Below are 25996 nucleotides of genomic sequence, written 5' to 3'. Positions count from 1 at the left end.
ATTGTTATTGACCAGGTTGGTCAATAAGGAATATAATGGTGTTGACCAACCTGGTCAATAACCTTTAAGGAGGGCATGATGACGTCAAAATTTTCAAGTATCAATCCTGAAAAACAAGAACGAATCCTGAACGCTGCTCTCAAGGAGTTTGCCCAAAAAGGCTATGAAAATGCCTCCACGAATGAAATCGTTAAGTCAGCAGGAATTTCAAAAGGACTGCTTTTCCATTATTTTAAAAACAAGAAAGAACTCTATCTATACCTTTATAACCACTTTGCCGATGTGATGGTACAAGAGTTCTTTAATGAATTGGACCTGAGCGAACGGGACATTTTCGAACGGATGAAAACACTGATGATCCTGAAAAACAAACTGATGGTGAAACATCCGGAAGTATTCGACTTTATTGTGGCAGCATCAATGGATTCCGCGGAAGAAGTAAAGGAAATATTGAATAACACAAAAACTGAACTCATCCAGGCTAGCTACAGCCGGTTGTTCGAGAATATCAACATGACGATGTTCAGGGACGGAGTTGACATCCAAAGAGCGATCAACATCATCATGTGGACACTCCAGGGATTCAGTAACCAGGAGCTGGAAAAAGCCAAAAAACTGAACAAAGGGCATCACGACTTCGATGAAGCCTTCAAGGAAGCGGAAGTGTATATCGATATGATGAAGAAGGCTTTTTACAAGAGTGTCTAATGTACATCGATATTTATTAGCTTGGCTAAGTGGAATCGAATGAAAAGATAAATAGAAAAGAATCTGGGAGGGTCTGGCATGAACGTGATTGAGATTAAAAATCTGACGAAAATGTACGGCAAGGCCAGGGGAATTGAGAATGTCAGCTTCAATGTAGAAGAGGGAGAAATTTTCGGCTTCATAGGGCCGAATGGTGCGGGGAAATCGACGACGATCAGGACGCTGTTGTCGCTGATCTATCCGACAAGCGGCAGTGCGACGATTTTCGGTAAAGACATCATCACCGCTGCGCCGGAAATTAAAAAGGATATCGGCTATCTGCCGTCGGAAGTTTTTTACTATGACAATATGAAGGTCATGGACCTGCTTAAGTATTCAGCAAGCTTTTACAAAAAGGATTGCACCAAACGGATCAAAGAGCTTGCAGACATCATGGAACTGGACTTGACCAAGAAAATCGATGACCTTTCACTTGGGAACAAGAAGAAGGTGGGGATCGTCCAGGGACTGCTGCATGAACCAAAGCTGATCATCCTCGATGAGCCGACAAGCGGCCTGGATCCGCTTATGCAGCAGAAGTTTTTTGATCTTCTGGAAAAAGAAAATAAGAAAGGCGCGACCATTCTGTTTTCTTCCCATATCCTCAGCGAGGTGCAAAGGCTGTGTGACAGGGTGGCCATCATCAAGGACGGCCGGATTGTCACGGTCGAGAAAATCAGCACGCTAAAAGAAAACACGTACAAGAAATTCAAAATCGAATCTCATTCAATCATCGATAAGAGCCTTTTTGATATCGAAGGCGTGAACCAAATAGAGCAGGATGGCAACACGATCAGCTTTTTGTTCAGAGGGAATCTCAACTTGATCATGAAAAAAATCGCTGAAATTGACGTAACGAACCTCTGGGTGGAGGAGCCGGATCTGGAAGAAATCTTCATGCATTATTATGAAAAGGAGGAATAGGTCATGAATATGTTCCTTCATGAGCTTAAGGCGTACCGGAAGTCAACGATGATATGGACTCTGTCATTGGTGGCGCTGGTGGTGTTGTTTTTATCTATGTATCCTTCTTTTTCAAAGGATGCCGAAGAGTTCAAAAAGCTGCTGGAAGGTTTCCCAGTAGAGTTGCGGAAAGCGATTGGTCTATCAGTGGATAGCATTGCGACATTGATTGGCTTTTTTTCATACGCTTTTCTGTACCTGAAGCTTGCGGGCGCAATCCAGGCGATGAACCTGGGCACCTCGATTTTATCCAAGGAAACACGAGAGAAGACAGCCGACTTCCTGCTGACAAAGCCGGTGACGAGAGCGCAGGTTGTTACTTCGAAGCTGATGGCTGCGCTGGTTTCCATTGTGTTGACCAATTTCGTTTTTATCACAGCTACATTTGTGATGGCCACCATCGTGGCTGGGGACGATTTTAACAAAGAATCCTTATTCCTGATTGCGGCTTCCCTGTTCTTCCTTCAGCTTATATTCATGGCGCTAGGAATCGTGATCTCCGTGATTTTTCCAAGGATTAAATCGGTGATTGCGGTTTCGCTTGGTACTGTGTTCGGATTTTTCATGCTTGGGATGATCAGTTCGACAACGGAAGATGAAGCATTGCGTTATTTGACGCCCTTCAATTATTTTGACTCGACATATATCACGGAACATGCTAGCTATGAAGCTTCTTTTCTTGTGACTGGGGCGCTGGTTATCGTGGCAGCGTTGATTGCCAGCTACTATTTGTACGCAAAAAAGGATGTCCATTCCGTATAGGGAGGAGGGAAAATCGTGAATCTTTTTAAAAGAGAAATGAAAGCAAACAGAAAATCGCTGATCATCTGGTGCATTGGGGTGGTCTTCATGGTCGCGTCGGGGATGGCAAAATACTCGAGCCTCGAGGGAACCGGGCAATCGATGAACGCACTGATGGCCGATATGCCTAAATCACTTCAAGCCATCATGGGAACAGGATCGCTGGATTTGTCGACAGCAATCGGTTATTTCGGAGTCTTGTTTTTGTACCTTGCCGTGATGGGAGCCATCCATGCAGCAATGCTCGGATCGAACATCCTCGCCAAGGAAGAGAGAGACAAAACGGTGGAGTTCCTGCTGGTCAAACCGCTTTCGAGAACGAAGATAATTACATCTAAACTATTGGCTGCCCTGGTGAATATTATTATTTTTAACCTTGTCACCTTCGCTTCCTCCGTCGGCATGGTCCAGAAATATGCAGGAGGGGAGGACATAATAGGGGACATCATCCTGCTGATGGTTGGGATGTTCATCCTTCAATTGATCTTCCTTGTCATCGGAACGGCAATTGCCGCTGTTTTGAAGAACGCGAAAAAAGCAACATCCCTGGCCACAGGAATCCTGCTCCTCCTTTTCATTCTCTCAGTCGCAGTCGACCTGAGTGAAAAGCTGGAAGGTTTAAAATTCCTGACTCCATTCAAGTATTATGACGCGAAGCTGGTTTTGGATGAAGGCGGATTCGATCCACTGTATCTTGGGTTGTCATTCTTGCTGCTAGCCGGGCTCACAATCGTTACCTTTGTCTTTTATCGTAAAAAAGATATGAATATATGATACTTGGGGTAAATGTACCCTTATGTAAGGCACCAGGCAACGATAAGGATACATTTAGGAGGTAAACATACCCTTATGAGAGGCAACAAGCAACGATAAGGGTACATTTAAGAGGTAAACATACCCTTTTGAGAGGCAACAGGCAACGAAAAGGGTACATTTAGGAGGTAAACGTACCCTTATGTGCGGCACAAGGCAACGAAAAGGGTACCTTAAAGAGGTAAACGTACCCTTATGAGAGGCAACAGGCAACGATAAGGGTATATTTAAGAGGTAAACGTACCCCTATGTAAGGAAACAGGCAACGAAAAGGGTACGATTAAGAACAAAACGTACCCTTATACAGCGTTCACGCACTCCATAAGGGTACATTTCATTGATAGACTGAAATGATAATCTTGATCCAGTGAAGAAAAACCATTTCATTCCGTGACTTCCACATGATTTACCTGTAATACGCATCCGACTCCGCACAACCTCCAATATTATTCACCGAACTGGCTATCATCCGATACTTTCTCAAACTCCTCGTTCACATTTTAGTAAGAAAACAGCCGTCTTCGTATTCGGTAGGGGTGCTATACTTAGATATGTTAAAAACTTCACATACCTACTTAAATCATATATAGGATAATCAAAACACATTACATTACTAAAGAATAGGTGAGCGGAATGGACGAAAAGAAGGTTATTGTTGTTGGCGGCGGAATTACGGGGCTGGCGACAGCCTTTTACCTGCAAAAGGAAGCCAGGGAAAAGCGACTGCCGATTAAAGTGAAATTGATTGAGGCGAGTGACCGTCTCGGTGGTGTCATCAGTACTGAGAAGCGGGACGGATTTGTTATTGAAAGAGGACCAGACTCGATCATAGCGAGAAAGAAGAGTGCTACGAGATTGATAGAAGAAGTGGGACTCAAGGATAAAATCATTTCCAACACAGCCGGCAAATCCTATATTTACGCTAGAGGCAAGCTTCACACGATGCCTGAAGGATCTTTCATGGGCATTCCCACAAAGGTAACCCCATTTGCGTTATCGGGTTTATTTTCGCCGCTGGGGAAATTGCGGGCGGCGGGGGATTTTATTTTACCAAAAGGAGCACCGAAACCAGATCAGTCACTTGGGGCCTTTTTCCGTCATCGGCTGGGTGATGAGGTGGTTGACAATCTGATTGATCCGTTATTGTCAGGAATATATGCGGGCGATATTGATGAACTGAGCCTGATGGCCTTGTTCCCGAATTTTTACGATATCGAACAACAGCATCGCAGTCTCGTCATAGGACTGAATAAATCAATGCCAAAGCCGCCAAAAACAGTCAAACAAACTGGTTCTAAAAAGGGGATGTTCATCTCATTGTCAACAGGTCTTGAGGAGTTGATCCACCGGGTTGAAAGCCGCCTGGAAGAGGGAACGGTCATAAAGAAGACGGCTGTAAAAAAGGTAGTAAAGACAGGCAGTACCTACCAGGTCCAGCTTGAAACGGGAGGTGTAGAAGCTGCAGACAGTGTTGTCATCACGACCGATCATTTCCATGCACAGCAGATGCTTTCCGAATACGCATTTATGGATGACTTCAAAAATATGCCATCCAATTCTGTGGCAAATGTGGCGATGGCATTCCCAAAATCGGCAATTGAGAAAGATATCGACGGAACTGGTTTCCTCGTTTCAAGGAACAGCGATTTCAGGATCACAGCCTGTACTTGGACGCACAAGAAGTGGCCAGGTACCTCACCGGAAGATATGGCGCTGCTCCGTTGCTATGTCGGGAAGCCGGATGATCAGGAAGCGGTGGATTTGTCAGATGATGAAATCGTCGAACTCGTATTAAGAGATTTGAATAAGACGATGAACATCACGGCAAAGCCAATTTTCCATGTAATCACAAGATGGAGAAAATCGATGCCGCAATATACGGTCGGCCACCTTGAAAGGATTGCACAGGTGAAAAAACAGCTGGGCCATGAGCTCCCGGGTGTCTACCTTTCCGGCGGTTCTTTTGAAGGAGTCGGCATCCCTGGGTGTATCGATCAGGCAGAGGCAGCAGTGGAAAAAGTCATCAGCCATCTTTCTGAATAATTTCCGCCGCTATCTTTCAAAAAAAGATAGCGGTTTTTTTACTTTTTAATAGAAAGATAGAGAAATACTTCTTTTGAAAAATCTAAACCTTCTGTAAAATAGGCGTATAAGGATAAAACAGTTTGGAGAGATCTCTATGCGTAATAGTTTCCCAATATTCGGTACAGATGATGAAACAATCTATAATCCTAATGAACTGCTAAGTTTATTTTTGGATTGCACAGCTGATGGATTTGCTATTGTCGATATGGAGAATCGATTTTTAAGAATCAACCATAAGTACACGGAAATTTTCGGCTATACAGAAGAAGATTTGATTGGGAGAACTTTCTATGAGTTTTCAAATCCTGATTTTGTTCCAGGGATCATTGCAGAAGTGCAGAATGGAAAAGCCTTTACCAACATGATAACGCAGCGTTTCCATAAAGACGGGTCCCTGCTGGATATTGCGGTCTCTTACTCTCCTTTCCGGAATAAAAGCGGGAAAATAATTGCGATCATTGCGATTTATCGTGACATCACCCAGATAGTGAACATGGAGCGCGAACTAAATAGGACAAGGGAATTGTATGAACTGATCACCGAGAATACGACTGACCTGATCAAGGTGATTGATAAGAATAAAGTGATCGTGTATGCATCACCTTCACATGAAAAAGTAATCAATCTGAAGCCAGAGCAGATTGTCGGTAAAAGTCTAAGTGAATTTTTGTCGCAAGCGGAAGAGTCTATCCTTGATAAAAAGCTGGAGGAAATTATTGAAACAGGCGAGCCGCAGATTTTACGGAAGAAATTCATGACCTGTGACCAGAATACGGTTTACACGGAATATAATTTTTCGCCGATTTACAATGAGAAAAAAGAGATAGAGTCCTTTGTCAGTGTTGGCCGGAATATTACCGACCGGGTCAAACAGGACGCCACCATCAGGAACCTGGACAGGCTTTCGGTCACCGGACAGCTTGCAGCAGGGGTGGCACATGAAATCCGCAACCCTTTGACTTCATTAAAGGGCTTTTCAAAACTATTGCAAACATGCCTTGATAAAGAGAAGCAAGCAGATTATCTGGCCATCATCATGAATGAACTCGACAGGATCGACACAATTGTCAATGAGTTTATGTCACTGGCAAAGCCCCAGGCTGTTAAGTTTGTACAAGAAGACCTGAAGTCAATTCTGGAGAGTACGATTAATATCATCCATCCGCAGGCCTTGCTGCATAATGTCCAGATCATCACCAATTATCCCGAAAAGCTGGTCATGCTTTCTTGCAATTCACACCAGCTAAAACAGGTATTTTTAAACTTCCTGAAAAATGCCATTGAATCCATGCCTGAGGGAGGAAGAATCATTATTGACCTTCAGCTGAATGGAAAGGGGAAAGTGGTTGCGAGTATCACCGATGAGGGAACAGGCATCGAATCAGATCGCCTTAGATATCTCGGAACGCCTTTTTACACGACAAAAGATAAAGGCATCGGACTTGGCTTGACTGTCAGCAATAAAATCATCCAGGAGCATAACGGTACGATGAGGATCATCAGTGAAGAAGGGCAAGGGACGACAGTTTTAGTTGAACTGGATTGTCTGGAGACATAGGAAAATGAAAAGCGGCTTCCTGAATTGGAAGCCGCTTTGTTGTTATTCCTCTTCTTTGTTGAACCATAATGGATCGTTATTATCTTCTTCCCCATTATAATTAATGAAAATTTCTTCCCCAGCCTTGATATCACGATAGGCATAGAAATCAAATGTGTGATTGTCGAAATTGATTTCATACGTTGCATTAGGCTCGTATGAGTGATTGAATAACATACCATATCCCAGAAGGATAGCAGAATGATTAATGCCATATTCAAAGGCATAATCCGCCAGCGCCGTTTTCTCGATATGAACATGCTGATCGTTCGGATAGGATAGCACGGGAGCCTCATGAATCAATTCGCCTTTTGCAATATCACGAGTTGCGAATACTCCTCTATTGAATTCCCCATCGCTAATTTCAGAAGTTTTAACTTGAATCATTTTTTCACCTGCTCGCTCTATTACATTGTTGTTTCTTACTCCTTAAGCATGACGGTTTTTTAAAAGAAATGCAAACTTATTATGAATTTCCAGGCGTTTGCTTAAAAAAGTACGCTTATGGCCATAACCAATATGAGTTTCTTCTTCGTCTTTTTGCTGCATTATATTGAAGAGGTTTAGCCTAATAAAAAAAGACTGGCTTACTTGTGGCCAGTCCTTATTACTTTTTAGTAATTTTCGAAGGGTTATTGATTTTGTAAGCAACTGAGACATCAAGAAGCAAAGTTTCATCTTCAACGTCCTTGCCTTTTGGAAGGCTCTTTTTGACGATTTTGCCGTCGAATTCAAGCTGATGCCCAGGCTCGAGTTCATGCTTTTTCAGCGTTTTGCTGTGTGAGCCCCATGCCAATCCAACCTCGATAGGTTCTTCCTGCTCGATCCTGACATTCTCGAAAACGACTACTTCGTCATTATCCTCATTGAAATGGTTCCAGCTAAGCGCAAACTGCTTCACCGTCGCTGAAAAATGGACCTTTTCCTCTGGCAGCACTAATTTAGGAGCCTTTTCTTTTTTGACTTTTTCCTTTTTTGCAGGAGTTTTAGCTTTAACTTCCGTTGTCGCAGGAGCTGTTGCTTTAGGCTTCTCTTTCGTTACCTCTACAACTGCACTTTCATCCCCGGAAGCTTGAGCAATGATTTCCTTACCGAAGCTGGAAGATTGCATCTCCTTGAGATACGCCGGGTGGATACAAGTTAAATTGCCATCCGGAAATTCAATCACAAGTGTATTGAATTCAGCTGTTTCACCAAAGATTTCATACCCTTTTATCGTAACCAGACAATGCTGGTATCTGTCTTTATACCAAAACTCTTTCTTCGTGCTCAAACCCCATTCTTTGACCTTCTCGAGATAATGAGCATCATCCTCGAATTCTTCGTACATACCCTTTGGAGGAATATATTGAGTTAAATGTGACTGGCTAGTGCCTGCAACCGAGTTTGCCATCTGACCACTTCCTTTCAAGTCTATTTTACCTTTACAGGACAAAGAAAAAAAGCGCCAGCCATTTTGTTGATGGAAGACAATGAACCAGAGTGAACTGTCTATACCCATCACCATAGGCATGACGGACAGAAAAGAAGGAAACGCAGCAGCTTTTGTCCATCATCTGGTAAGGGGAAAAATACCCTCACTTCCTCCGCAACCGTCTCTAATTACACACACATTTTGCTTTTACAAGGTTCATGAAAGGTTTACAGGCCTCTTTAAGAATAGACAGTAGCTATTACTTCGCAGGTTAATGTCTTTTTTCGAAATAGTGGGCCTTTAACGTGCCGGGAGCTTGGCCTTTTGAATATACAAGACTATGGAATTCAAAAGGGAGGCAGCATATGAAAATCCGCAAAGCTATTATCCCGGCAGCAGGGCTGGGGACACGATTTTTACCGGCAACAAAAGCACAGCCAAAGGAAATGCTGCCGATCGTTGATAAGCCGACAATCCAATATATTGTAGAGGAAGCGGTCGCCTCGGGGATTGAGGAAATCATTATCATCATCGGCAGGGGAAAGAGATCGATAGAGGATCATTTTGATAAATCCTATGAACTGGAAGACGCGTTATTAAGAAGAAATAAGCTTGAGATCTTAGAGGAGGTCCAAAATATATCAAACCTGGCTAACATCTATTATGTCCGGCAAAAGGAGGCGCTCGGCCTTGGGCATGCGATTCTCTGCGCAAAAAGTTTTATCGGCAATGAGCCTTTTGCTGTTTTGCTTGGCGATGACATTGTAAAGTCAGAAATTCCTTGCTTAAAGCAAATTATCAATGTATTTGAATACTGCAATAGCTCCGTCATTGCCGTACAGAGCGTAGATGATAGCGATGTCGGCAAGTATGGAATCGTAAAGCCAAAGGGAGCGAACCTGGAACCGAACCTATTCTATATCGATTCATTGATAGAAAAGCCGAAAAAGGAGGAGGCTCCTTCCAATTACGCGATTATGGGACGCTATGTCTTGAGGCCTGAAATTTTTGACGTCTTGGCACAGCTTCCCTCAGGCCACGGCGGAGAAATTCAGCTGACGGATGCGCTTAATGAGCTTAATAGACGGCAGGCTGTATTGGCATACAACTTCGAGGGAAAGCGATATGATATCGGGGATAAAATCGGTTTCATCAAGGCAACAATTGATTTCGCACTGCAAAGGGAAGATACCCGGGACGATGTCATCGAGTATTTGAGAGAGGTTCTGATGATGACGGACCTGAAGAGCGAGTGTGAGTGACATGAAGGTCGCTGTACTTGGAACTGGTTATGTAGGATTGTCGACCGGAGTTTGCCTCGCCGAAATTGGGCATGACGTAGTTTGCATAGATGTGGATGAAAGGAAAATCAATGTCCTCAAGCAAGGCAGGTCCCCGATTTATGAACCAGGGCTTGATGAACTTCTCATGAGAAATGTCTCTGAAGGAAGACTGACTTTCACTGCTAATCATTCGCAGGGATTAAGGAAAGCTGACATCATCATCATTGCTGTCGGGACACCCCAGAGTGACGATGGGCAGGCGGACTTGAGCTATCTTGAGCATGCAGCAAAGGATCTTGCTGAACATATTGTCCGGGATTGTGTAGTCGTGGTTAAAAGCACTGTGCCAGTTGGCACGAATGAATATGTGAAACAACTCTTATTGTGTCAGCTGAAAAATAAAGTTGAGATCAAGATGGTCTCTAACCCAGAATTCCTCCGGCAGGGAACAGCCATTGAGGATACCTTGAAAGCAGACAGGATTATCATTGGCTCGGAGAATGTTGATGCCTCTGAAAAAATCCAGGAGATGTATCGGCCGCTGAACGTTCCGTTTTTGTTGACGGATGTAAGAAGCGCAGAAATGATTAAATACGCCTCCAATGCATTTTTAGCGACAAAAATCAGTTTTATTAATGCAATCGCTAATCTTTGCGAAGCCGCCGGAGCTGACGTCGAGGCTGTAGCGAAGGGAATGGGCTTTGACAAGCGAATTGGATCAGCCTTTTTAAACGCCGGAATAGGATATGGCGGGTCCTGTTTTCCTAAAGATGTTAAAGCACTCCTGCATACATCCAAGGAGCTAGGAGTTCCTTTTTCATTATTAGAAGAGACAATCGCCATCAATGACCATCAGCAAAAGTTGCTTGTTGATAAGGCTTTGAAACGATTCGGTACATTAAAAGGAAAGAAAATCGCCATGCTCGGCCTCTCCTTCAAACCGAATACGGATGATATGAGGGAAGCGCCGTCGATCAGGATCGCCCGCGCCATCACTGCTGCTGGTGCAAAGGTTACAGCATATGATCCGGTTGCAACAGGCAATGCAAGGAAGGTCATCGGTGACATCATCACTTACGTTGACTCTGCAGTTGAAGCTGCGACAGGTGCTGATGCTTTGTTTATAGTGACAGAATGGGATGAGTTCAAACAGCTTGATGTTGCTGTCCTATTGGATGTCATGAAGCAGCGAATCATCTTTGATGGCAGGAACTGTTTGGAGCAAGTCGTCCTTAAGATAGGGTGTCCAATTGAATATTATCCTGTCGGCAGGCCGGAGGTTATTATAAAAGATAAGAAAATATGACTTTATATCGAGAGTTGTCCAGCTCCAGCGCTTGTCGAGGCTGACTAAGATGCTCGCACTTTTCTTGAGAGGGAATGATTGAATTCATTCCTTCTTTTTGGTTTATGAATGTTACTAACTTGCTAATAAGGTAATCTTGAAAGTGTTTTTTAAAATGGAAGAACAGGGAATAGTAAGGGTGATTTGAAACGTAAGCGGAGGGGAAATTTGTGAGGCTTAATCTGCTCTTGATCGCCTTTTTTGGTTCATTATTATGTTTTATTATGATGTCTTATCTTGTACAGGCTGATCATTTGGTTAATTTCGACAAGACTGTCATTGATATGGTGCAGGGACTTGAAGCAGGGGTGCTGACTGCAGCGATGAAGTTCTTTACCTATATAGGTTCGACAAGATTGATCATCATCTTGACCATTCCGATTTTCTTATTCCTTTTTTTTGTTTTAAGGCTCAGAGGCGAAATCCTCATATTCCTGGCTGTTGTGTATATAACACCGATTCTGAACAGATTGCTGAAATTGTATTTTCTGCGTGCCAGACCAGATTTTCACCGGCTGATTGAAATAGGCGGATACAGTTTTCCGAGCGGCCATGCAATGAATGCTTTTTCTTTTTACAGTATCCTTGCTTTCCTGCTCTGGCGCCATGTCCCCACTCGACCGGGGAGAATCGTCGTCATCCTTTTCAGCAGTTTGATGATTTTTGCGATTGGAATAAGCAGGATTTATTTAGGTGTACATTACCCTAGTGATATCATCGGCGGCTTTCTTGCCAGCGGTCTGTGGGTCGCAGCAGTGATCTGGTTTTTCCAAAGATACATAGAAAGGCTGGAGATACCGAAAAGGGGGTACTGACAATATACTGTTTTACCGTTTTAACAGGCCCGATAATGGGAATGGAATGAAAGACACCTAATTGGAATACATATCATATTTCTCTCACATTTTTATTGTATAAAAGATTAAGGCAGAGGCTTACGAAGCAATGTGATTTAGTGAACAAACTTTTTCGAGGTGACTTTATGTATAAAAAACAAGAAAAAATGCTTATGTGGCTTGCTTTTATAGTGGCTGCCATAATGGGTCTGTCTTTTATCGGAAGAATTTTTGCTGGATAGAAAAGGGGTATTAAAAAAATGGGGAATGAAGAATCAGTTTTTTTCAGCCGTGTCTTGACGGAGCTTACATTATCCTTCCATATTATTTATGCCACTATAGGAGTGGGAATACCGCTCATGATCATGATCGCTCAGTGGCTTGGAATCAAGAAACAGGATGAACATTATATCCTGCTTGCTAGAAGGTGGACGCGCGGTTTTGTCATCACTGTAGCGGTCGGAGTTGTGACAGGAACGGCAATTGGCTTGCAGCTGTCATTGTTGTGGCCTAATTTTATGGAATTGGCAGGCAATGTCATTGCTCTTCCACTGTTCATGGAGACTTTCGCATTTTTCTTTGAAGCGATATTCCTTGGGATTTATCTTTATACTTGGGACCGGTTTGAAAATCAGAAGAAACACTTGCTGCTATTGATCCCTGTTGCGGTCGGGGCCTCATTTTCAGCGGTGTTCATCACAATTGTGAATGCATTCATGAATGCACCGCAAGGCTTTGACCTGGTGAATGGACAGCTGGTCAATATCAATCCGATTCTGGCGATGTTCAATCCTGCGATGCCGACAAAGGTTGCCCATGTGCTGGCGACTGCTTATATGACTTCGGCTTTTGTACTCGCTTCGATTGGCGCATTCAGGCTTTTAAAAGGATCCAATCATATCTACCATAAAAAAGCGTTATTCCTAACAATGAAAATCGGCTTGATCTTTTCGATTGCTGCTGCGGTCATTGGGGATTTCTCAGGTAAATACCTCGCAGAATACCAGCCGGAAAAGCTGGCAGCAGCGGAGTGGCACTTCGAGACTCATGAAGGAGCGCCGTTGATGCTATATGGTGTTCTTGATGACGGCGAAGTAAAATATGCGCTTAAAATTCCTTATGCGCTAAGTATTTTGGCACACAGCAATCCAAATGCTGAGGTCATTGGCCTTAATGAATTCCCTGAAGATGAAATCCCTCCACTGTATATCCATTATTTATTTGATGGAATGGTGACGATCGGGATGTGGATGATGGCCCTGTCGCTTGCTTATGTCGTGGGTGTGTGGATGAAATGGAGTTTTATCCGGACCAGATGGTATCGCTGGCTGATCGTCTTTGGCGGACCGTTGTCGATCGTGGCGATTGAGCTTGGCTGGTGGTTTGCTGAAGTCGGAAGGCAGCCCTGGATCCTTCGCGGAATCATGAAGGTTGAGGATGCGGCAACGACTAGCGGACAAGTCGATTTGATGCTGCTGCTGTTTGCAGGTTTATACTTAATCCTTGCCATCGGCAGCACAGTTGTCTTAACAAGGATGTTCCGGAAAAACACTGTTGAACAGGAACTGGAAGACAGGGAACTGGAGAAGGAAGGTGAGTTTCGATGACACTTGAAATAATCGGCATATCGGTTCTTTGGATATTTCTTTTTGGATATGTCATCGTCGCTTCCATCGATTTCGGGGCAGGTTTTTTCAATGCGTATAGCTTGTTCAGAGGAAAGCAGCATATCCTGACAGGAATCATTCAGCGATATTTATCTCCTGTCTGGGAAGTCACGAATGTATTCCTTGTATTTTTCTTCGTGGGAATTGTCGGCTTCTTTCCTAAAACGGCTTATTACTATGGAACCATCCTTCTTGTTCCAGCCAGCATTGGCGTTGTTTTGCTGGCGATCCGCGGAGCTTATTATGCGTTCACCACTTACGGTGGATTGAAGAACAAGAGGTACACGTACTTATATGGACTTACTGGCTTGTTCATCCCTGCCTCACTATCGATCGTACTGACGATTTCGGAGGGAGGCTTTGTAAAGGAGACTGCATCGGGAATAGAATTGGACTACTGGGAACTCTTCACCAGTCCTTTGACTTGGAGCATCGTTGTCTTGAGTCTGGCCGCCGTTCTATATATATCCGCCGTCTTTTTGACCTGGTATGCGAACAAGGCACAGGACGAACCGGCAACAGAACTGCTGAGGAAATATGCTTTGATATGGTCAGTGCCGGCAATCGTGACGGCAACTGGCATCATCGTGGAACTTAGAGGACATAACCCTGAGCATTACAGCAGACTGGTTGATCTATGGTGGCTGTTTGCCATTTCCTTCATCTTGTTTTTGGGAACCGTGTACCTGATTGGAAAACGGAAGGCATATGGTGTGGCATTCGGACTATTGACCGGGCAATTTTTTATTGCTTTTTTTGCCTATGGCATTTCGCATTATCCGTATCTGTTGTATCCGTTTCTCAGCATATACGACAGCTTTACAAATGAAGCAATGGCCATTGCGCTCATCATCGCATTCATTGCAGGGCTCGGACTGCTGCTTCCATCTCTGTACCTGCTGTTGAGGTTATTTTTATTCAATAAAGATTATGTCCAGGGAAAAAGGAACGACCATGCATAGGAGGCTGGAAAATGGCTGAATTCACAATGTTTTATGCTCCTTTCATTGTCATTATTGCATCGATTGCCGCGTCATTCTGGCTGGCAGGGAAGGACGAAAAGGTTGAATAAATTCAAAGAGCTGTCATGATGACAGCTCTTTTTCTGTGGATTACGAAAGCTTGCGCCACAAAGATGAACTTGAGACGACTGAGTCATTTTCAATGATGGCATAGGCAGCATTCGTGATGGCTTCAGGCAGATTTTTCCCAGTTCCTTTGAATTGGTTAAAAGCAGCCTCGGAAACACCATTGGATGAAAAGCTATAGCCCAGTTTCTCCAATCGCTCGACAATCAGCATAGCGTCAACCAGGTTCTGTTCCGGCTGGAATTCAGAGTCATTAATGAAAACACCTTTTTCATAATCGAACCAGCGGTCCCATCTGTTCAGCTTCCATCCTAATATCCTCCGTGCAATCGCATCCGTTTTCGTCATTGCTTTCTCCCTCTCCTTTATAAAATATTGTTATATAACAGTTTATTTAAAATCATTATATTGCATAACAGAGATAAGGCGCAATGAAAATAAATTTTTATCTGAAATTTGAGCATCTTAAAACTGGGGGTGACAAACATGAATGAAAAAGAAATCAGCCAGCCAAATGTAAGGCTCGGCGGAAAAATCGCCAAAGAAAAAGGCCGGACAAACGGTGAATTAGGAAATGACCAGGACATCAATTCTGGAAAGAGCCGAAAAAAATAGGAAAGAGGGATCGCCATGACAAATCGCAATGACAACCGCGAACGGAAAAACAAATACCCTAACAATAAAGAGCATAACATCTCCAAAGATGTGAATATTCGAAGCGGGATGACTAAAAAAGATTTAAAGGAATAATGGAAAGGGGGTTCTCCCCCTTTCAGGAAGCCAATTAAAGCAGAGAGTCAGCCAACAAAGCATAGGTATTCACCTTTTCTTCAAAGCTATACAGATTATTGATTATCATGAATTCATCAGTTCTGTACACCTCACCAAGCCTCAAAAGTTCGTCCTTCACTTTTGCTGGAGTGCCAATGATCATCCGCTTTCGATTTTCCAAGATCTTGGAGCGGTCGCTAGGAGTAAGCGGAGCATTTTTTGCCTCTTCCAGCGAGGGAATTCTGGTGTCCATTCCTTTTTCAACCCGCAAAAGCCATAAATCCTGGCTCAAGGCTAATTCTTCAGCCTTTTCCTCTGTTTCTGCGCAAACGACGAAAACACAGACATTTGCTTTAGGCTTATGAAGTAATGCTGAAGGCTGAAACTCCCGATAATATTGTTCTAGTGACCTTTTGCCATTAACAGGCGTAATGAAATGACCGTATGTAAAAGCTGTTCCTAGTTCTGCAGCAAGTCTTGCACCACGATGAGTAATGCCTAATAACCATAATTCAGTAGAACCTAATCCCTCAGGATAGGCTTTGACCTGATGATATGGATGGTCTCTGGATAATTCATTTCTTAAAAATCCCTGAAAGTCTTTAACCTGTCTCGGAAATTCGTTTAAGCTCTTCCTCAGCCCATCAGTCAAGGCAAGCCTTGTTGTCGCTGACCCGCCAGGAGACCGTCCGAGTCCAGCGTCAATCCGATTTGGGAACAAGGTCTCCAGCATCTTGAAATTTTCCGCGACCTTATATGGACTGTATTGCGGGAGAAGCACACCTCCGGATCCCACCCGGATTTTTTTCGTCATTGACGCAATGTGGGAAATCAGTACTTCTGGTGAAGAACCAGCAATGCCATTGGTATTATGATGTTCAGCCACCCAGAACCTGGTATATCCAAGGTCTTCCGTGATTTGTGCCAACTTCACCGTATTTCGTAACGCTTGGCCAGCAGTATCCCCCTTGCTGATAACAGATTGGTCAAGTACGCTCAATTTCATATTAACACCCCGCTATATGGTTGCTTTCTCCACTATAAAAACAATTTGTGAAAAAGTGGATACTAATGGCCACTAACTATTAAAGAACGCTTGAGCTCTTCTAACGGACAAAAACTGTGAAAAGATTAACGGAAATGTCCGATAGAGCCATTCTAACGGACAAAAATTGTGAAAAGATTGATGGAAATGTCCAATAGAGCCATTCTAACGGACAGAAATTGCGAAAAGGCCGATGGAAATGTCCGATAGAGCTCTTCTAACGGATAAAAACTGCGGAAAGGCGATGGAAATGTCCGATAGAGCTCTTCTAACGGACAAAAATTGTGAAAAGGTTGATGGAAATGTCCGATAGAGCCTTCTAACGGACAGAAATTGTGAAAAGGCCGATGGAATTGTCCGATAGAGCTCTTTCAAAGGCAAAATGGTCAATCGAGGTTTTCCAATGTAGCTCTTTAACAGTATTCCCTGGCCATGTACATACAAACTAACGCCAGCTAGGATTATACACTTGGGCTATCGCCCTTTTTACAGCATTAATTCTTATCCATCATCAATGTAAAATAAGTGCCATGGTCTGCAAACTTGATAGATTAGGGTGACAAGAATAGCGAAAATTATTAGAATATTAATAGATTTATAATAAATTTCATCGGGGGAGTCATGAAACAGAAAAAGCATCAAATGTCCCTGCAAACAAAAATCATCGGCTCAAACATTATTAATACAGTGTTTATCATCTTCATTTTCCTGGCGATATCACTGGTGATTGAATACAAGCAGGTTGAAAAGCAAAGGGGAAACCAGGCTCTTCAATTAGCAAGAACGGTATCATCAATGCCTACCGTAATTAGAGCTTTTGAGGAGGAGGATCCCTCGAAGACTCTTCAGCCACTCATGAATCAAATTAGACGGGAAACTGGGGCCCAATTCATCGTTATCGGGAATAAAGATGGACTGAGATATGCTCATCCAGATGAGAAGAAACTTGGATTGACAATGATAGGAGGCGATAACAGCCCGGCATTAAAAGGTGAATTTTATATCTCTAAGGCGAAAGGTTCACTAGGACAGTCAATCAGGGGAAAAGGCCCGATTCGGAATCAGCAAGGTGAGATTGTCGGCATCGTATCAGTAGGCTATATGATTGCTGACTTAAGGGAGGATGCTTTTCAGAGAGGAAAAGAAATAGGTTTCATTTCCCTGATCGTCGTCATGATCGGTATACTTGCAAGCTATCTTTTGGCTAAGAATATTCGGAGGACAACCTTAGGCCTGGAGCCGCATGAGATGACGTCCCTGTATCTTGAGCGAAATGCCATCCTTTATTCCATAAAAGAAGGCATTATCTCAGTTGATAAAAATGGATACATAACAATGATTAATCAGTCTGCTAAAGAACTATTGGATATTCAAGAAGACATTGTGAATCAAAAGATTGAAAGTATCATCCCCAATACCGGTGTGTATCGTGTACTGAAATCAGGAGAGCCCGATCGTGATCACGAAATCAGGTTAAGGAATAGAGATATGATCATCAATCGAACTCCAATCATTGAAAATGGTGTAGTGATCGGTGTGGTATCTACATTCCGAGATAAAACTGAGATCAATAAAATGCTCGAAACTTTGAGCGAAGTACAAAGGTATTCAGAGGATTTACGGGCACAAACACATGAATTTTCCAACAAGCTTTATGTGATATCAGGTTTGCTTCAATTGGGTAAGCATGATGAGGCTATAAAAATGATTCAGGCAGAATCAGAAGTTCATGAAAGTCAAAATAAAATCATTTTTGACCAAATATTCGATACGAAAATACAGGCACTTTTATTAGGTAAACTAGGGAAAGCTTCAGAGAAAAAAATTCATTTCCTTATAGATGAGAATAGCAGTATGGGTCCGCTGCCCGCACATATTCCCTACACAGATGTTATATCGATCATCGGAAATCTCATTGACAATGCCTTTGATGCTGTGGAAGGAAATAAAGATGGTGAAGTGACATTTTTTGCGATTGACCTGGGTGAGGATTTGATCATTGAAGTATACGACAATGGATCAGGGATTTCACTCAATGAGACAGATAAGATATTTGAGACGGGTTTTTCTACAAAAGGGGAAGAAAATCGTGGATACGGCCTGGCAATCGTTAAGCAGGCGCTAGTCAAATTGGATGGGAACATTGAGATAGAGTCCAAGCCTGCCAAGGGATCGGTATTGACCGTTTACCTGCCGAAAAAGAGATTCATTACTGCAAATTAGACTTATCGAAGATTGGACATCTAACAGGGAAAAGGGGTGGTGGAATGATCAAGGCAGCTATTGCAGAAGATGATTTCAGGGTTGCGTCAATCCATGAACAGTTTTTAGAAAAAATCGAGGGAGTCACGGTCGCAGGTAAAGCATTGAATGCCAGGGAAGCGATAGAACTGCTGGAAACTAAAGAAGTAGATGTGTTGTTGCTGGATAATTATCTTCCCGACAAAAACGGTGTATCCATACTGCCAGCCTTAAGAAAACGATTCGAGAATTTGGATATTATCTTGATTACTGCTTCTACAGAACGGAAAGTGGTGGAGCCCTCAATCCGCAATGGAGTAGTAGATTATATCGTCAAGCCAGCCACTTTCGAACGATTCAGGGAAGCTATGGAAAAGGTGGTCAGGCGCAGGCGATTGATGGAATCCAATGAGGAATTCAATCAGGAAATCATCGACAAGGTGATCACTGGCGGGCAAGCTGAACCGGTAACCGACCTTCTGCCAAAAGGAATCGACCCTTTAACTCTTGGAAAAGTCGAAGAAACCTTGAGCATGCTTTCAAGCGGCATAAATGCTGAGCTTTTAGGTGAGCAGTTAGGCGCTTCAAGAACGACAGCCAGAAGGTATTTGGAATATTTAATTTCCATAGGGAAAGCTAGAGCTGAATTAGAATACGGAATCGTTGGAAGACCAGAGCGGAAATACTATATGGTTTAAGACATCTCCTTTTACGGGAGATGTTTTTTTATGTAATCGATTCCGCTCCCGTGAACAAAATGAACAAAACAGCCACAAAGTTTTTTATGGAAGTAAAATTGTAAACGGTTACATTTTAATTATTCTGAATTAATATAGCGGATAAGGATGGAAGAAGATTTATAAGGGGGAAACATAATGAAAAAGTTTTTAGCGACGGCTGCAGCGTTCACAATGCTGCTGGCAGCAGGATGTTCGAACCAGTCATCTGGCGAGGGCAGTGCTACAGGGGAAAATGGGGAATGGAAACCGACTCAGCCGATTGAAATTACAGCCCCAGCTGGACCTGGCGGTGGTTGGGATACAACTGCTCGTATGGCTTCACAAGTTTTCGAACAGGAGAAAATCATTGATCAGCGCCTGCCGGTAGTGAACAAAGCAGGTGGAGGGGGAGCGATTGGCTGGGCTTATATTGCTGGTAAGAAAGATAGCGAGCACAATATGTTCGTAGCTTCACCGCCATTAATTTTGGTGCCTTTAAACGGGCAGTCGGAATACGGGTATGAAGACTTCACTCCGCTAGCGAACGTAATCGCAGACTATGGTGCTTTCGTTGTTAAAGCGGATGCAAAATGGAATGACCTGAACGATCTTTTCGAAGACATGAAGAAGGATCCAGCAAGCGTCAGCGTTATTGGAACGTCATCACCAGGCAGCATGGACCATATGCAGTTCGTGAAAATTGCTAAGGCCGCGGGCGTTGATGTAACAAAAATCAAGTATATTTCTGACCCTGATGCAGGCGGTTTAACAGCTGTATTAAATGGAAGTGTTGATGTTTATACAACTGGTGTTGCTGAAACAATCGAACAAGTAAGAGCAGGCAAAATCAAGGTCCTTGGCATCACTTCTGAGGAAAGATTGGAAGGAGAAGTCCTATCAGACTTCCAAACTGCAAAGGAACAGGGAATTGATGAAACGTTTGTAAACTGGAGAGGCTTCTTCGGACCATCTGGAATGGATCCTGCTGCCGTTAAGTATTATGAAGAGAAATTCAAGGAGTTAAGCGACTCTCCAGCATGGGATGAAATCCGCAAAAAGTATGGCTGGGGCGAACTTTACATGGATAGCGAAGAGTACAGCGAGTTCTTGAAAAAAGAAGCAGAAGACATGCAAAAGCTTCTTGAAGAGTTAGGGTTGGCTCGCTAACTCTCGGCAAGGAACTTAATTCAGGGCTCTTTTTCAAGAGATTTCTGACTGAAGTGCGAAAGAGCCAATTCGAAAGATAGAGCAGTCATGCCTGTTCTATCTTTCATTCTATTAAAAGAGGTGACCACCAATGCTAAGCAGGATCAATCAAAAAATCGCCGTCATCCTGGCAATTCTAGCAGGTTTCTATTTGGTATTAAGCTATAATCTGCCGAAATACCCCAACGCCATCATCGATGCGGATGTCGTGCCTAAGGGTTTAGGATTGCTATTGCTGTTTTTCGCCGTTCTTTTATATTTTGATAAAAAAGAAGAGACTGAAGCGGAAAAGCTTAAGCGAACCATTACCAAAGAGAATGTTTTATTATTATTGTCCGTTCTTGTTTTCATCTTAATTTATATTTTTCTATTAGAAATCGTCGGGTTTTTACTCATGACTGCCTTATTTATTTTTGGATGTTCAATATTCCTCGGATATAAAAAGCATGTAGCCAATGCAATTGTATCGGTTGCATTTTCTCTAGTTATATATGGACTATTCAACTATCTTTTAAAAATTAATCTGCCAGCAGGAATTATCCCGTTGTAAAAGGAGGGTCGATCATGGATGCATTTCAAGGTTTAATGTCAGGATTTCAAGTAGCTTTTAGCTTGGAGGGAATCCTGTTTGTATTTATCGGTGTTTTTGTAGGTACATTCATCGGAATGATGCCAGGATTGGGTCCAATCAGTGCGATCGCGATCATGATCCCGATCACTTACACGATGGATCCGACGGTAGCATTGGTCATGATGGCCGGTGTTTATTATGGTGCAATTTTTGGAGGTTCAAGTTCCTCCATACTTCTAAACGCACCGGGTGTTGCCGGGACAGTCGCAACAGCGTTTGATGGATATCCGATGGCCCAGCAAGGGAAAGCAGGAAAGGCGCTGGCCATTGCGGCAATTGCCTCTTTTACAGGGGGAACAGTCAGTGTCATTCTGCTCATGTTATTCACGCCAATTTTATCAGCTGTGGCAGTATCGTTCGGTCCAGCAGAATACTTTGCCCTCATGTTCCTGGGCCTGACTGCCATTTCAAGTTTGTCTGATGGGTCAACCATCAAGGCATTCATCTCAGCGACGCTTGGTTTCATGGTCGTGACAATCGGGATTGACAGTCAGACAGGGACAAGCAGGTTCACTTTCGGGAATCCTAATCTACTTGAGGGTATTGACTTCCTGGTCATCGCGCTTGGATTATTTGCTCTTGCAGAAGTCAGTACACTCGTCTTGAATCGAAAAGACAGTTCAACGAGTGACAATAAAGAGATTGGCAGCCTTCGTTTGTCGAAGGAAGATGTAAAGGAAATGAGCGGGCCGATGGCGAGGCAGTCTTTCCTGGGCTTCCTTATCGGTGTCTTGCCAGGGGCTGGAGCAACAATCGCTTCGTTCATTGCTTATATCACCGAAAAGAAGCTGGCCAAAAAACCAGAAGAATTTGGGAAAGGTTCTATAAAAGGCTTGGCAGCGCCTGAAACAGCGAATAATGCTGCTACAGGAGGAGCATTCGTTCCGCTGCTCAGCCTGGGCATCCCAGGTTCGGGAACAACAGCTGTCCTGCTGGGAGCATTTTTAGTACTCGGTGTACAGCCAGGTCCATTGTTGATTCAAGACCGTCCAGAAGTATTTTGGGGGATCATTGCGAGTATGTATGTCGGGAACATTTTTCTATTGATCCTTAACCTTCCATTGATTCCTTACATCGCGAGGGTACTCAGGATACCACGGCCGCTATTGATTTCACTTGTGATCATCTTCAGCTTGATTGGAGTATATGCCATCAGCTTCAATACCTTTGATCTGTATATGCTAGTCGCATTTGGAATCATTGGATTCCTGATGAGGATGTTCTCGTTTCCGGCGGCACCATTTATTCTGGCCTTTATCCTTGGTGGAATGATGGAACAAGCCTTCAGGCAAACGCTGACAATATCAAACGGAAGCCTGGGCATCTTCATGGATAAGCCAATCGCACTGACGCTGATCATTGTGAGCTTGCTGACTATTTTAGTTCCGCTGGTAACAGGGCGAAAAAAGGTTAATGCAAATAGTGATGCAGGAAAACCTTTATAAACATGGAAAGCTGCAAGCCACCTGGTTTGCAGCTTTTTATTGCAGGGCCTCAGTCTTCTGTATTCTCGCAGAAATGTTTATCTGCACTCAGAAGGGCTATAAGTAAGGTATTACAAGAATAGGAAGGAGTGCCGACATGAAGACAAAAAACTTACTGCTTTCAGTCACGTTTGGGACTGGCCTATTGCTTGCCGGCTGCGGAGCACAAGAAGAGCCGCCGCCTGAAGAGGATCCGGTGATGGAAAAGGATGAACAAGCTCCTCCGGCTCCAGATGGAACCCAGGAATTCCCTGATGAACCCGAAGAGGGCACAACTGAGAATGATGAAGAATTAACTGAAGATGAACAGGAAACAATCGAAGAATCGGTTGAAGAATAATGCAAGATGGAAGGCCTTAGAACCGTCTCGGTTCTAAGGTTTTTTTATTAAAATTTCACTTTGAAAAGGAGAGAAAAAGGTTGAGAAAAGCAATTTTACCATTAGTCATCATGCTCGCTGGCTGTACAGGTGCAGATAGTCCTCCTCCAGACAAGGACCATGCCTCTGATGGGAATCAATACACGGAGATGGAGAATTCCAATGAAAAAAATACAAAGCAAGACAGTGAGTCAAAAGTGACACTTGACGCTCCACATATATCCCAATTGCCTGAATTAGAGCGAGGCTGCGAGGTTACATCACTTGCTATGCTCTTACAGCATGCGGGCAAGGATGTTGGCAAGATGGAGCTATCGAAGGAAATTGACCGTGTTCCATTTGAAAAAGACGGGCAGAAGGGGCATCCGAGTGAGGGGTTTGTAGGTAATATGAAGACAATGGACGAGCCAGGGCTAGGAGTCTATCATGGTCCCGTTGCAGAATTGGGTGAGAAATACCTTCCGGGAAAAATATTGGACCTGACGGGAGAAGGATTTAAAGAAGTAGAGAAGCATATTCAAGATGGCCGTCCAGTATGGGTACTGGTACCAAGTACTTTTGCGGTCGTGCCTGAAAAGCACTGGGAAACTTGGAACACCAAAAAAGGCAAAGAAAGGATCACATACAAATGGCATTCGGTATTGCTCACTGGATTTGACGAGGATCATGTGTATGTTAATGATCCGCTGGAAGGTAAAAACGAGAAGCTCTCAAAAAAAGACTTCGTAGCTGGATGGGAGCAGTTCGGAAAGCAGGCAATTACTTACAAAGAGTAGAAAAGAAAATGCTGTTCCTTCCGATTTGAAGGAACAGCATTTTTTTCGGCCACATAGGGGTTACTCCCCATCACTGTCTGACTTATCATCATCCAGTTTAAAATCCTCATCTTCCACATCATTTTCAGTATCTTCAACCGGTGGTTCATTTTCCTGGTCCGTCTCCGCAGAACACCCGCTAAAAAAAATGGCAAGCGCCAGTGGAATTCCATAAAAAAGCTTCTTTTTCACAACAAGTCTCCTTTCTTCCAAGCATCTCTGGCTTGGTTAGAATGATTATTCTAGAAATTACCCCTTCATTACCAGGGTAAACGTCTTAACTTTGGAACTAAAGAGAGCAAAATTCAAATAGCATCCATATCATTATTTGTATCTGGTTTTTCTCCATCTGATTGGATCAAATAAATCACACTGATCTCTGTTAATCCAGGAATGCTATTTTACATACTGGAGAAAGTAACTAATAAGGACTGGATGTTTTTCTTGAGGGAATACGAGATAAACTTTTTGACTGTCCAGGAAAAATGAATTATGATGATTAAATCTTATTAAACCAACTAGAATAGGAGGAATTAAAATGAAAAGACTTTCCTTTTTATTTGTTCTAATCCTTTCCGCAGTTCTATTACTATCTGGATGCGGTGGACAGGAGCAAGATGATGAAGTGCTGCAAGGAAACGATGCAACTGAGGAAGAAAACTCAGTTCTTGCTAAGGTAGAAAAAGAAGGGAAACTCCTAGTGGGAACTGAAGGTACCTATCCTCCATTTACTTTCCATGACAAGGACGGGAATCTAACAGGCTTTGATGTTGAAATTGCAAAAGAAGTTGCTAAGAGACTTGGGGTTCAAGCGGAGTTCAAAGAAACTCAATGGGATGCCATGTTTGCTGGTCTTGATGCAAAGCGTTTCGATATGGTTGCAAACCAGGTGGGAATTAAACCGGAAAGGGAGGAGAAGTATTTATTCTCCAAACCGTATATCACCTCTACTGCAGTATTGATTGCTCATGAAGACAATACTGAATTAAAAGGTTTTGAAGATTTGAAAGGGAAAAAGGCTGCCCAGTCCATGACTAGCAACTATGCTGACATTGCAAGGGAAAACGGAGCAGAAATTGTTGGTGTTGATGGCTTTAATCAGTCCATTGAACTCATTTTATCGAAACGAGTTGATGCAACGATCAATGAAAGTCTTTCCTTCCTTGACTTTAAAAAGGCTAAGCCAGAAGCAAAGGTAAGAATAGTTGCAGAGAGCGAAGATGCTTCCAAAAGCGGTTTGATGTTCAGACAAGGCAGTGACACTCTAGTCGAAGCGGTGAATGGTGCACTTGCGGATATGGTAGCAGATGGTACCTATGACAAAATCTCCTCGAAATGGTTTGGTGAAAATGTACTTGAATAATATACTGGCTGACCCTGAAAGGTTGGCAAGACTGATGGAAATTGCCCAAAATTCAGTTGTCCCCCTATTACAGGGGGCTATTTTTTATACAATCCCTTTAACACTGATTTCCTTTATTTGTGGATTAGGACTAGCCGTCTTAACTGCACTAGCCAGGATCTCAGATGTGAAAATTCTGCAGATGATTGCCAGGATTTATGTATCCGCAATCAGAGGGACACCTTTATTGGTTCAGTTATTCATCTTGTTCTATGGTTTGCCTACCATTGGAATTACACTGGATCCATGGCCGTCTGCAATCATCGGATTTAGCCTGAATGTTGGTGCCTATGCGTCTGAAATCATAAGGGCAGCCATTCTTTCAATACCTAAAGGTCAATGGGAGGCGGGATATTCGATCGGAATGAGCAACAGGCAGGTATTGAGGAGAATTATTATCCCTCAGGCTGCAAGGGTATCCATTCCACCCCTGTCCAATACTTTCATTAGTTTGGTTAAAGATACCTCTCTTGCATCGATGATTCTGTTGACCGAAATGTTTCGGCGAGCACAGGAAATCGCGACTACAAATTATGAGTTTCTTCTTCTCTATACGGAAGCAGCGCTTATTTATTGGGTTATCTGCTTTATCCTTTCCATTGTTCAGGGAAGAATTGAAAATCGACTGGACCGATATGTTTCTCGCTAGATTGAGTGTGTAAGG

The 25996-nt window shown here is 43.2% G+C and carries 27 protein-coding genes; 22 read left to right on the top strand and 5 right to left on the bottom strand.

What is annotated here, in order from left to right; genetic code table 11:
* The first annotated feature begins 75 nt into the window (after positions 1 to 75).
* From AB5I83_RS20795 to AB5I83_RS20770, 6 genes are all read left to right on the top strand, one after another.
* A complete protein-coding gene (locus AB5I83_RS20795; RefSeq protein ID WP_448978216.1) occupies positions 76 to 708 on the top strand; it encodes a TetR/AcrR family transcriptional regulator in 633 nt (210 codons plus the stop codon).
* Between the two features lie 78 nt (positions 709 to 786).
* Positions 787 to 1671: an ATP-binding cassette domain-containing protein gene (locus tag AB5I83_RS20790; RefSeq protein ID WP_448978214.1), complete on the top strand. Its 885-nt coding sequence runs from the start codon at positions 787 to 789 to the stop codon at positions 1669 to 1671.
* 3 nt (positions 1672 to 1674) lie between these two features.
* Positions 1675 to 2472: an ABC transporter permease subunit gene (locus AB5I83_RS20785; RefSeq protein WP_448978212.1), complete on the top strand. Its 798-nt coding sequence runs from the start codon at positions 1675 to 1677 to the stop codon at positions 2470 to 2472.
* A 15-nt stretch (positions 2473 to 2487) separates the two neighbouring features.
* Positions 2488 to 3285 (top strand): ABC transporter permease subunit, encoded by a 798-nt coding sequence (locus AB5I83_RS20780; protein ID WP_448978210.1) that lies wholly within the window; start codon positions 2488 to 2490, stop codon positions 3283 to 3285.
* A 672-nt stretch (positions 3286 to 3957) separates the two neighbouring features.
* Positions 3958 to 5367, top strand: a complete 1410-nt coding sequence (hemY, locus tag AB5I83_RS20775; RefSeq protein ID WP_448978208.1) for a protoporphyrinogen oxidase — start codon at positions 3958 to 3960, stop codon at positions 5365 to 5367.
* Positions 5368 to 5503: 136 nt separating this feature from the next.
* Positions 5504 to 6967, top strand: a complete 1464-nt coding sequence (locus AB5I83_RS20770) for a PAS domain-containing sensor histidine kinase (RefSeq protein ID WP_448978206.1) — start codon at positions 5504 to 5506, stop codon at positions 6965 to 6967.
* A 42-nt stretch (positions 6968 to 7009) separates the two neighbouring features.
* On the opposite strand, the gene AB5I83_RS20765 is transcribed toward AB5I83_RS20770, so the two are convergent.
* Both AB5I83_RS20765 and AB5I83_RS20760 read right to left on the bottom strand, forming a co-directional pair.
* The gene (locus AB5I83_RS20765) at positions 7010 to 7393 is read right to left on the bottom strand and encodes an SET domain-containing protein (RefSeq protein ID WP_448978204.1); all 384 of its coding nucleotides are present in this window, start codon (positions 7391 to 7393) and stop codon (positions 7010 to 7012) included.
* A gap of 220 nt (positions 7394 to 7613) precedes the next feature.
* Positions 7614 to 8399, bottom strand: a complete 786-nt coding sequence (locus tag AB5I83_RS20760) for a hypothetical protein (protein WP_448978202.1) — start codon at positions 8397 to 8399, stop codon at positions 7614 to 7616.
* 386 nt (positions 8400 to 8785) lie between these two features.
* Here AB5I83_RS20760 and galU point away from each other — a divergent pair, with 386 nt between their 5' ends.
* The 6 genes from galU to cydS all read left to right on the top strand — a co-directional run bounded on the left by galU (position 8786) and on the right by cydS (position 14623).
* Positions 8786 to 9682, top strand: coding sequence for a UTP--glucose-1-phosphate uridylyltransferase GalU (galU, locus tag AB5I83_RS20755; protein ID WP_448978200.1), 897 nt, complete (start codon positions 8786 to 8788; stop codon positions 9680 to 9682).
* A gap of 1 nt (position 9683) precedes the next feature.
* The gene (locus AB5I83_RS20750) at positions 9684 to 11009 is read left to right on the top strand and encodes a UDP-glucose dehydrogenase family protein (protein WP_448978307.1); all 1326 of its coding nucleotides are present in this window, start codon (positions 9684 to 9686) and stop codon (positions 11007 to 11009) included.
* 209 nt (positions 11010 to 11218) lie between these two features.
* Positions 11219 to 11863, top strand: coding sequence for a phosphatase PAP2 family protein (locus AB5I83_RS20745; RefSeq protein ID WP_448978198.1), 645 nt, complete (start codon positions 11219 to 11221; stop codon positions 11861 to 11863).
* Between the two features lie 281 nt (positions 11864 to 12144).
* A complete protein-coding gene (locus tag AB5I83_RS20740; RefSeq protein ID WP_448978196.1) occupies positions 12145 to 13491 on the top strand; it encodes a cytochrome ubiquinol oxidase subunit I in 1347 nt (448 codons plus the stop codon).
* On the top strand, positions 13488 to 14513 hold the full coding sequence (locus AB5I83_RS20735) for a cytochrome d ubiquinol oxidase subunit II (protein WP_448978194.1): 1026 nt from the start codon (positions 13488 to 13490) through the stop codon (positions 14511 to 14513). The genes AB5I83_RS20740 and AB5I83_RS20735 overlap by 4 nt, the downstream gene beginning before the upstream one ends.
* Before the next feature lie 11 nt (positions 14514 to 14524).
* Positions 14525 to 14623 carry a cytochrome bd oxidase small subunit CydS gene (gene cydS, locus AB5I83_RS20730; protein WP_396654820.1) on the top strand — a complete coding sequence of 33 codons (99 nt, stop codon included), beginning with the start codon at positions 14525 to 14527 and terminating at the stop codon, positions 14621 to 14623.
* A gap of 40 nt (positions 14624 to 14663) precedes the next feature.
* Here cydS and AB5I83_RS20725 read toward each other — a convergent pair whose 3' ends face one another.
* Complete coding sequence (locus AB5I83_RS20725) at positions 14664 to 14987, bottom strand: BC1872 family protein (RefSeq protein WP_448978192.1); 324 nt, start codon at positions 14985 to 14987, stop codon at positions 14664 to 14666.
* A gap of 138 nt (positions 14988 to 15125) precedes the next feature.
* Here AB5I83_RS20725 and AB5I83_RS20720 point away from each other — a divergent pair, with 138 nt between their 5' ends.
* A complete protein-coding gene (locus tag AB5I83_RS20720) occupies positions 15126 to 15254 on the top strand; it encodes a hypothetical protein (protein ID WP_264163776.1) in 129 nt (42 codons plus the stop codon).
* A 169-nt stretch (positions 15255 to 15423) separates the two neighbouring features.
* Here AB5I83_RS20720 and AB5I83_RS20715 read toward each other — a convergent pair whose 3' ends face one another.
* Positions 15424 to 16416 (bottom strand): LLM class flavin-dependent oxidoreductase, encoded by a 993-nt coding sequence (locus tag AB5I83_RS20715; RefSeq protein ID WP_448978190.1) that lies wholly within the window; start codon positions 16414 to 16416, stop codon positions 15424 to 15426.
* A 660-nt stretch (positions 16417 to 17076) separates the two neighbouring features.
* Between AB5I83_RS20715 and AB5I83_RS20710 the strand changes: the two genes are divergently transcribed.
* From AB5I83_RS20710 to AB5I83_RS20680, 7 genes are all read left to right on the top strand, one after another.
* On the top strand, positions 17077 to 18678 hold the full coding sequence (locus AB5I83_RS20710; RefSeq protein ID WP_448978188.1) for an ATP-binding protein: 1602 nt from the start codon (positions 17077 to 17079) through the stop codon (positions 18676 to 18678).
* Positions 18679 to 18722: 44 nt separating this feature from the next.
* A complete protein-coding gene (locus AB5I83_RS20705) occupies positions 18723 to 19394 on the top strand; it encodes a response regulator (protein ID WP_448978186.1) in 672 nt (223 codons plus the stop codon).
* 177 nt (positions 19395 to 19571) lie between these two features.
* Positions 19572 to 20582, top strand: a complete 1011-nt coding sequence (locus tag AB5I83_RS20700) for a tripartite tricarboxylate transporter substrate binding protein (protein ID WP_448978184.1) — start codon at positions 19572 to 19574, stop codon at positions 20580 to 20582.
* Between the two features lie 130 nt (positions 20583 to 20712).
* Complete coding sequence (locus AB5I83_RS20695) at positions 20713 to 21171, top strand: tripartite tricarboxylate transporter TctB family protein (protein WP_448978182.1); 459 nt, start codon at positions 20713 to 20715, stop codon at positions 21169 to 21171.
* Between the two features lie 14 nt (positions 21172 to 21185).
* Positions 21186 to 22697, top strand: coding sequence for a tripartite tricarboxylate transporter permease (locus AB5I83_RS20690; RefSeq protein WP_448978180.1), 1512 nt, complete (start codon positions 21186 to 21188; stop codon positions 22695 to 22697).
* A 136-nt stretch (positions 22698 to 22833) separates the two neighbouring features.
* Positions 22834 to 23076 carry a hypothetical protein gene (locus AB5I83_RS20685; protein ID WP_448978178.1) on the top strand — a complete coding sequence of 81 codons (243 nt, stop codon included), beginning with the start codon at positions 22834 to 22836 and terminating at the stop codon, positions 23074 to 23076.
* Between the two features lie 80 nt (positions 23077 to 23156).
* Positions 23157 to 23891 carry a C39 family peptidase gene (locus AB5I83_RS20680; protein ID WP_448978176.1) on the top strand — a complete coding sequence of 245 codons (735 nt, stop codon included), beginning with the start codon at positions 23157 to 23159 and terminating at the stop codon, positions 23889 to 23891.
* Between the two features lie 60 nt (positions 23892 to 23951).
* Here the strand turns inward: AB5I83_RS20680 and AB5I83_RS20675 are convergent, their stop codons facing one another.
* A complete protein-coding gene (locus AB5I83_RS20675; protein WP_167834393.1) occupies positions 23952 to 24122 on the bottom strand; it encodes a hypothetical protein in 171 nt (56 codons plus the stop codon).
* A gap of 346 nt (positions 24123 to 24468) precedes the next feature.
* On the opposite strand from AB5I83_RS20675, the gene AB5I83_RS20670 reads away from it, so the two are divergent.
* Both AB5I83_RS20670 and AB5I83_RS20665 read left to right on the top strand, forming a co-directional pair.
* Positions 24469 to 25293 carry an amino acid ABC transporter substrate-binding protein gene (locus AB5I83_RS20670; protein ID WP_167834392.1) on the top strand — a complete coding sequence of 275 codons (825 nt, stop codon included), beginning with the start codon at positions 24469 to 24471 and terminating at the stop codon, positions 25291 to 25293.
* Entirely contained in the window at positions 25280 to 25981 is a 702-nt protein-coding gene (locus AB5I83_RS20665) for an amino acid ABC transporter permease (RefSeq protein ID WP_226647522.1), read from the top strand. The genes AB5I83_RS20670 and AB5I83_RS20665 overlap by 14 nt, the downstream gene beginning before the upstream one ends.
* Positions 25982 to 25996: the final 15 nt, after the last annotated feature.

The organism is Mesobacillus sp. LC4, assembly GCF_053543455.1.
Note: the sequence above shows the minus strand (reverse complement) of the source record. Positions and strands in the feature narration are given on the sequence as shown.

Excerpts from the sequence above, each read along its gene's own strand:
- AB5I83_RS20795 (WP_448978216.1), top strand. The coding sequence starts at position 76 with ATGATGACGTCAAAATTTTCAAGTATCAATCCTGAAAAACAAGAACGA.
- AB5I83_RS20790 (WP_448978214.1), top strand. The coding sequence starts at position 787 with ATGAACGTGATTGAGATTAAAAATCTGACGAAAATGTACGGCAAGGCC.
- AB5I83_RS20785 (WP_448978212.1), top strand. The coding sequence starts at position 1,675 with ATGAATATGTTCCTTCATGAGCTTAAGGCGTACCGGAAGTCAACGATG.
- hemY (WP_448978208.1), top strand. The coding sequence starts at position 3,958 with ATGGACGAAAAGAAGGTTATTGTTGTTGGCGGCGGAATTACGGGGCTG.
- AB5I83_RS20770 (WP_448978206.1), top strand. The coding sequence starts at position 5,504 with ATGCGTAATAGTTTCCCAATATTCGGTACAGATGATGAAACAATCTAT.
- AB5I83_RS20765 (WP_448978204.1), bottom strand. The coding sequence starts at position 7,393 with ATGATTCAAGTTAAAACTTCTGAAATTAGCGATGGGGAATTCAATAGA.
- AB5I83_RS20760 (WP_448978202.1), bottom strand. The coding sequence starts at position 8,399 with ATGGCAAACTCGGTTGCAGGCACTAGCCAGTCACATTTAACTCAATAT.
- galU (WP_448978200.1), top strand. The coding sequence starts at position 8,786 with ATGAAAATCCGCAAAGCTATTATCCCGGCAGCAGGGCTGGGGACACGA.
- AB5I83_RS20750 (WP_448978307.1), top strand. The coding sequence starts at position 9,684 with ATGAAGGTCGCTGTACTTGGAACTGGTTATGTAGGATTGTCGACCGGA.
- AB5I83_RS20740 (WP_448978196.1), top strand. The coding sequence starts at position 12,145 with ATGGGGAATGAAGAATCAGTTTTTTTCAGCCGTGTCTTGACGGAGCTT.
- AB5I83_RS20735 (WP_448978194.1), top strand. The coding sequence starts at position 13,488 with ATGACACTTGAAATAATCGGCATATCGGTTCTTTGGATATTTCTTTTT.
- cydS (WP_396654820.1), top strand. The coding sequence starts at position 14,525 with ATGGCTGAATTCACAATGTTTTATGCTCCTTTCATTGTCATTATTGCA.
- AB5I83_RS20725 (WP_448978192.1), bottom strand. The coding sequence starts at position 14,987 with ATGACGAAAACGGATGCGATTGCACGGAGGATATTAGGATGGAAGCTG.
- AB5I83_RS20720 (WP_264163776.1), top strand. The coding sequence starts at position 15,126 with ATGAATGAAAAAGAAATCAGCCAGCCAAATGTAAGGCTCGGCGGAAAA.
- AB5I83_RS20715 (WP_448978190.1), bottom strand. The coding sequence starts at position 16,416 with ATGAAATTGAGCGTACTTGACCAATCTGTTATCAGCAAGGGGGATACT.
- AB5I83_RS20710 (WP_448978188.1), top strand. The coding sequence starts at position 17,077 with ATGAAACAGAAAAAGCATCAAATGTCCCTGCAAACAAAAATCATCGGC.
- AB5I83_RS20705 (WP_448978186.1), top strand. The coding sequence starts at position 18,723 with ATGATCAAGGCAGCTATTGCAGAAGATGATTTCAGGGTTGCGTCAATC.
- AB5I83_RS20700 (WP_448978184.1), top strand. The coding sequence starts at position 19,572 with ATGAAAAAGTTTTTAGCGACGGCTGCAGCGTTCACAATGCTGCTGGCA.
- AB5I83_RS20695 (WP_448978182.1), top strand. The coding sequence starts at position 20,713 with ATGCTAAGCAGGATCAATCAAAAAATCGCCGTCATCCTGGCAATTCTA.
- AB5I83_RS20690 (WP_448978180.1), top strand. The coding sequence starts at position 21,186 with ATGGATGCATTTCAAGGTTTAATGTCAGGATTTCAAGTAGCTTTTAGC.
- AB5I83_RS20685 (WP_448978178.1), top strand. The coding sequence starts at position 22,834 with ATGAAGACAAAAAACTTACTGCTTTCAGTCACGTTTGGGACTGGCCTA.
- AB5I83_RS20670 (WP_167834392.1), top strand. The coding sequence starts at position 24,469 with ATGAAAAGACTTTCCTTTTTATTTGTTCTAATCCTTTCCGCAGTTCTA.
- AB5I83_RS20665 (WP_226647522.1), top strand. The coding sequence starts at position 25,280 with ATGTACTTGAATAATATACTGGCTGACCCTGAAAGGTTGGCAAGACTG.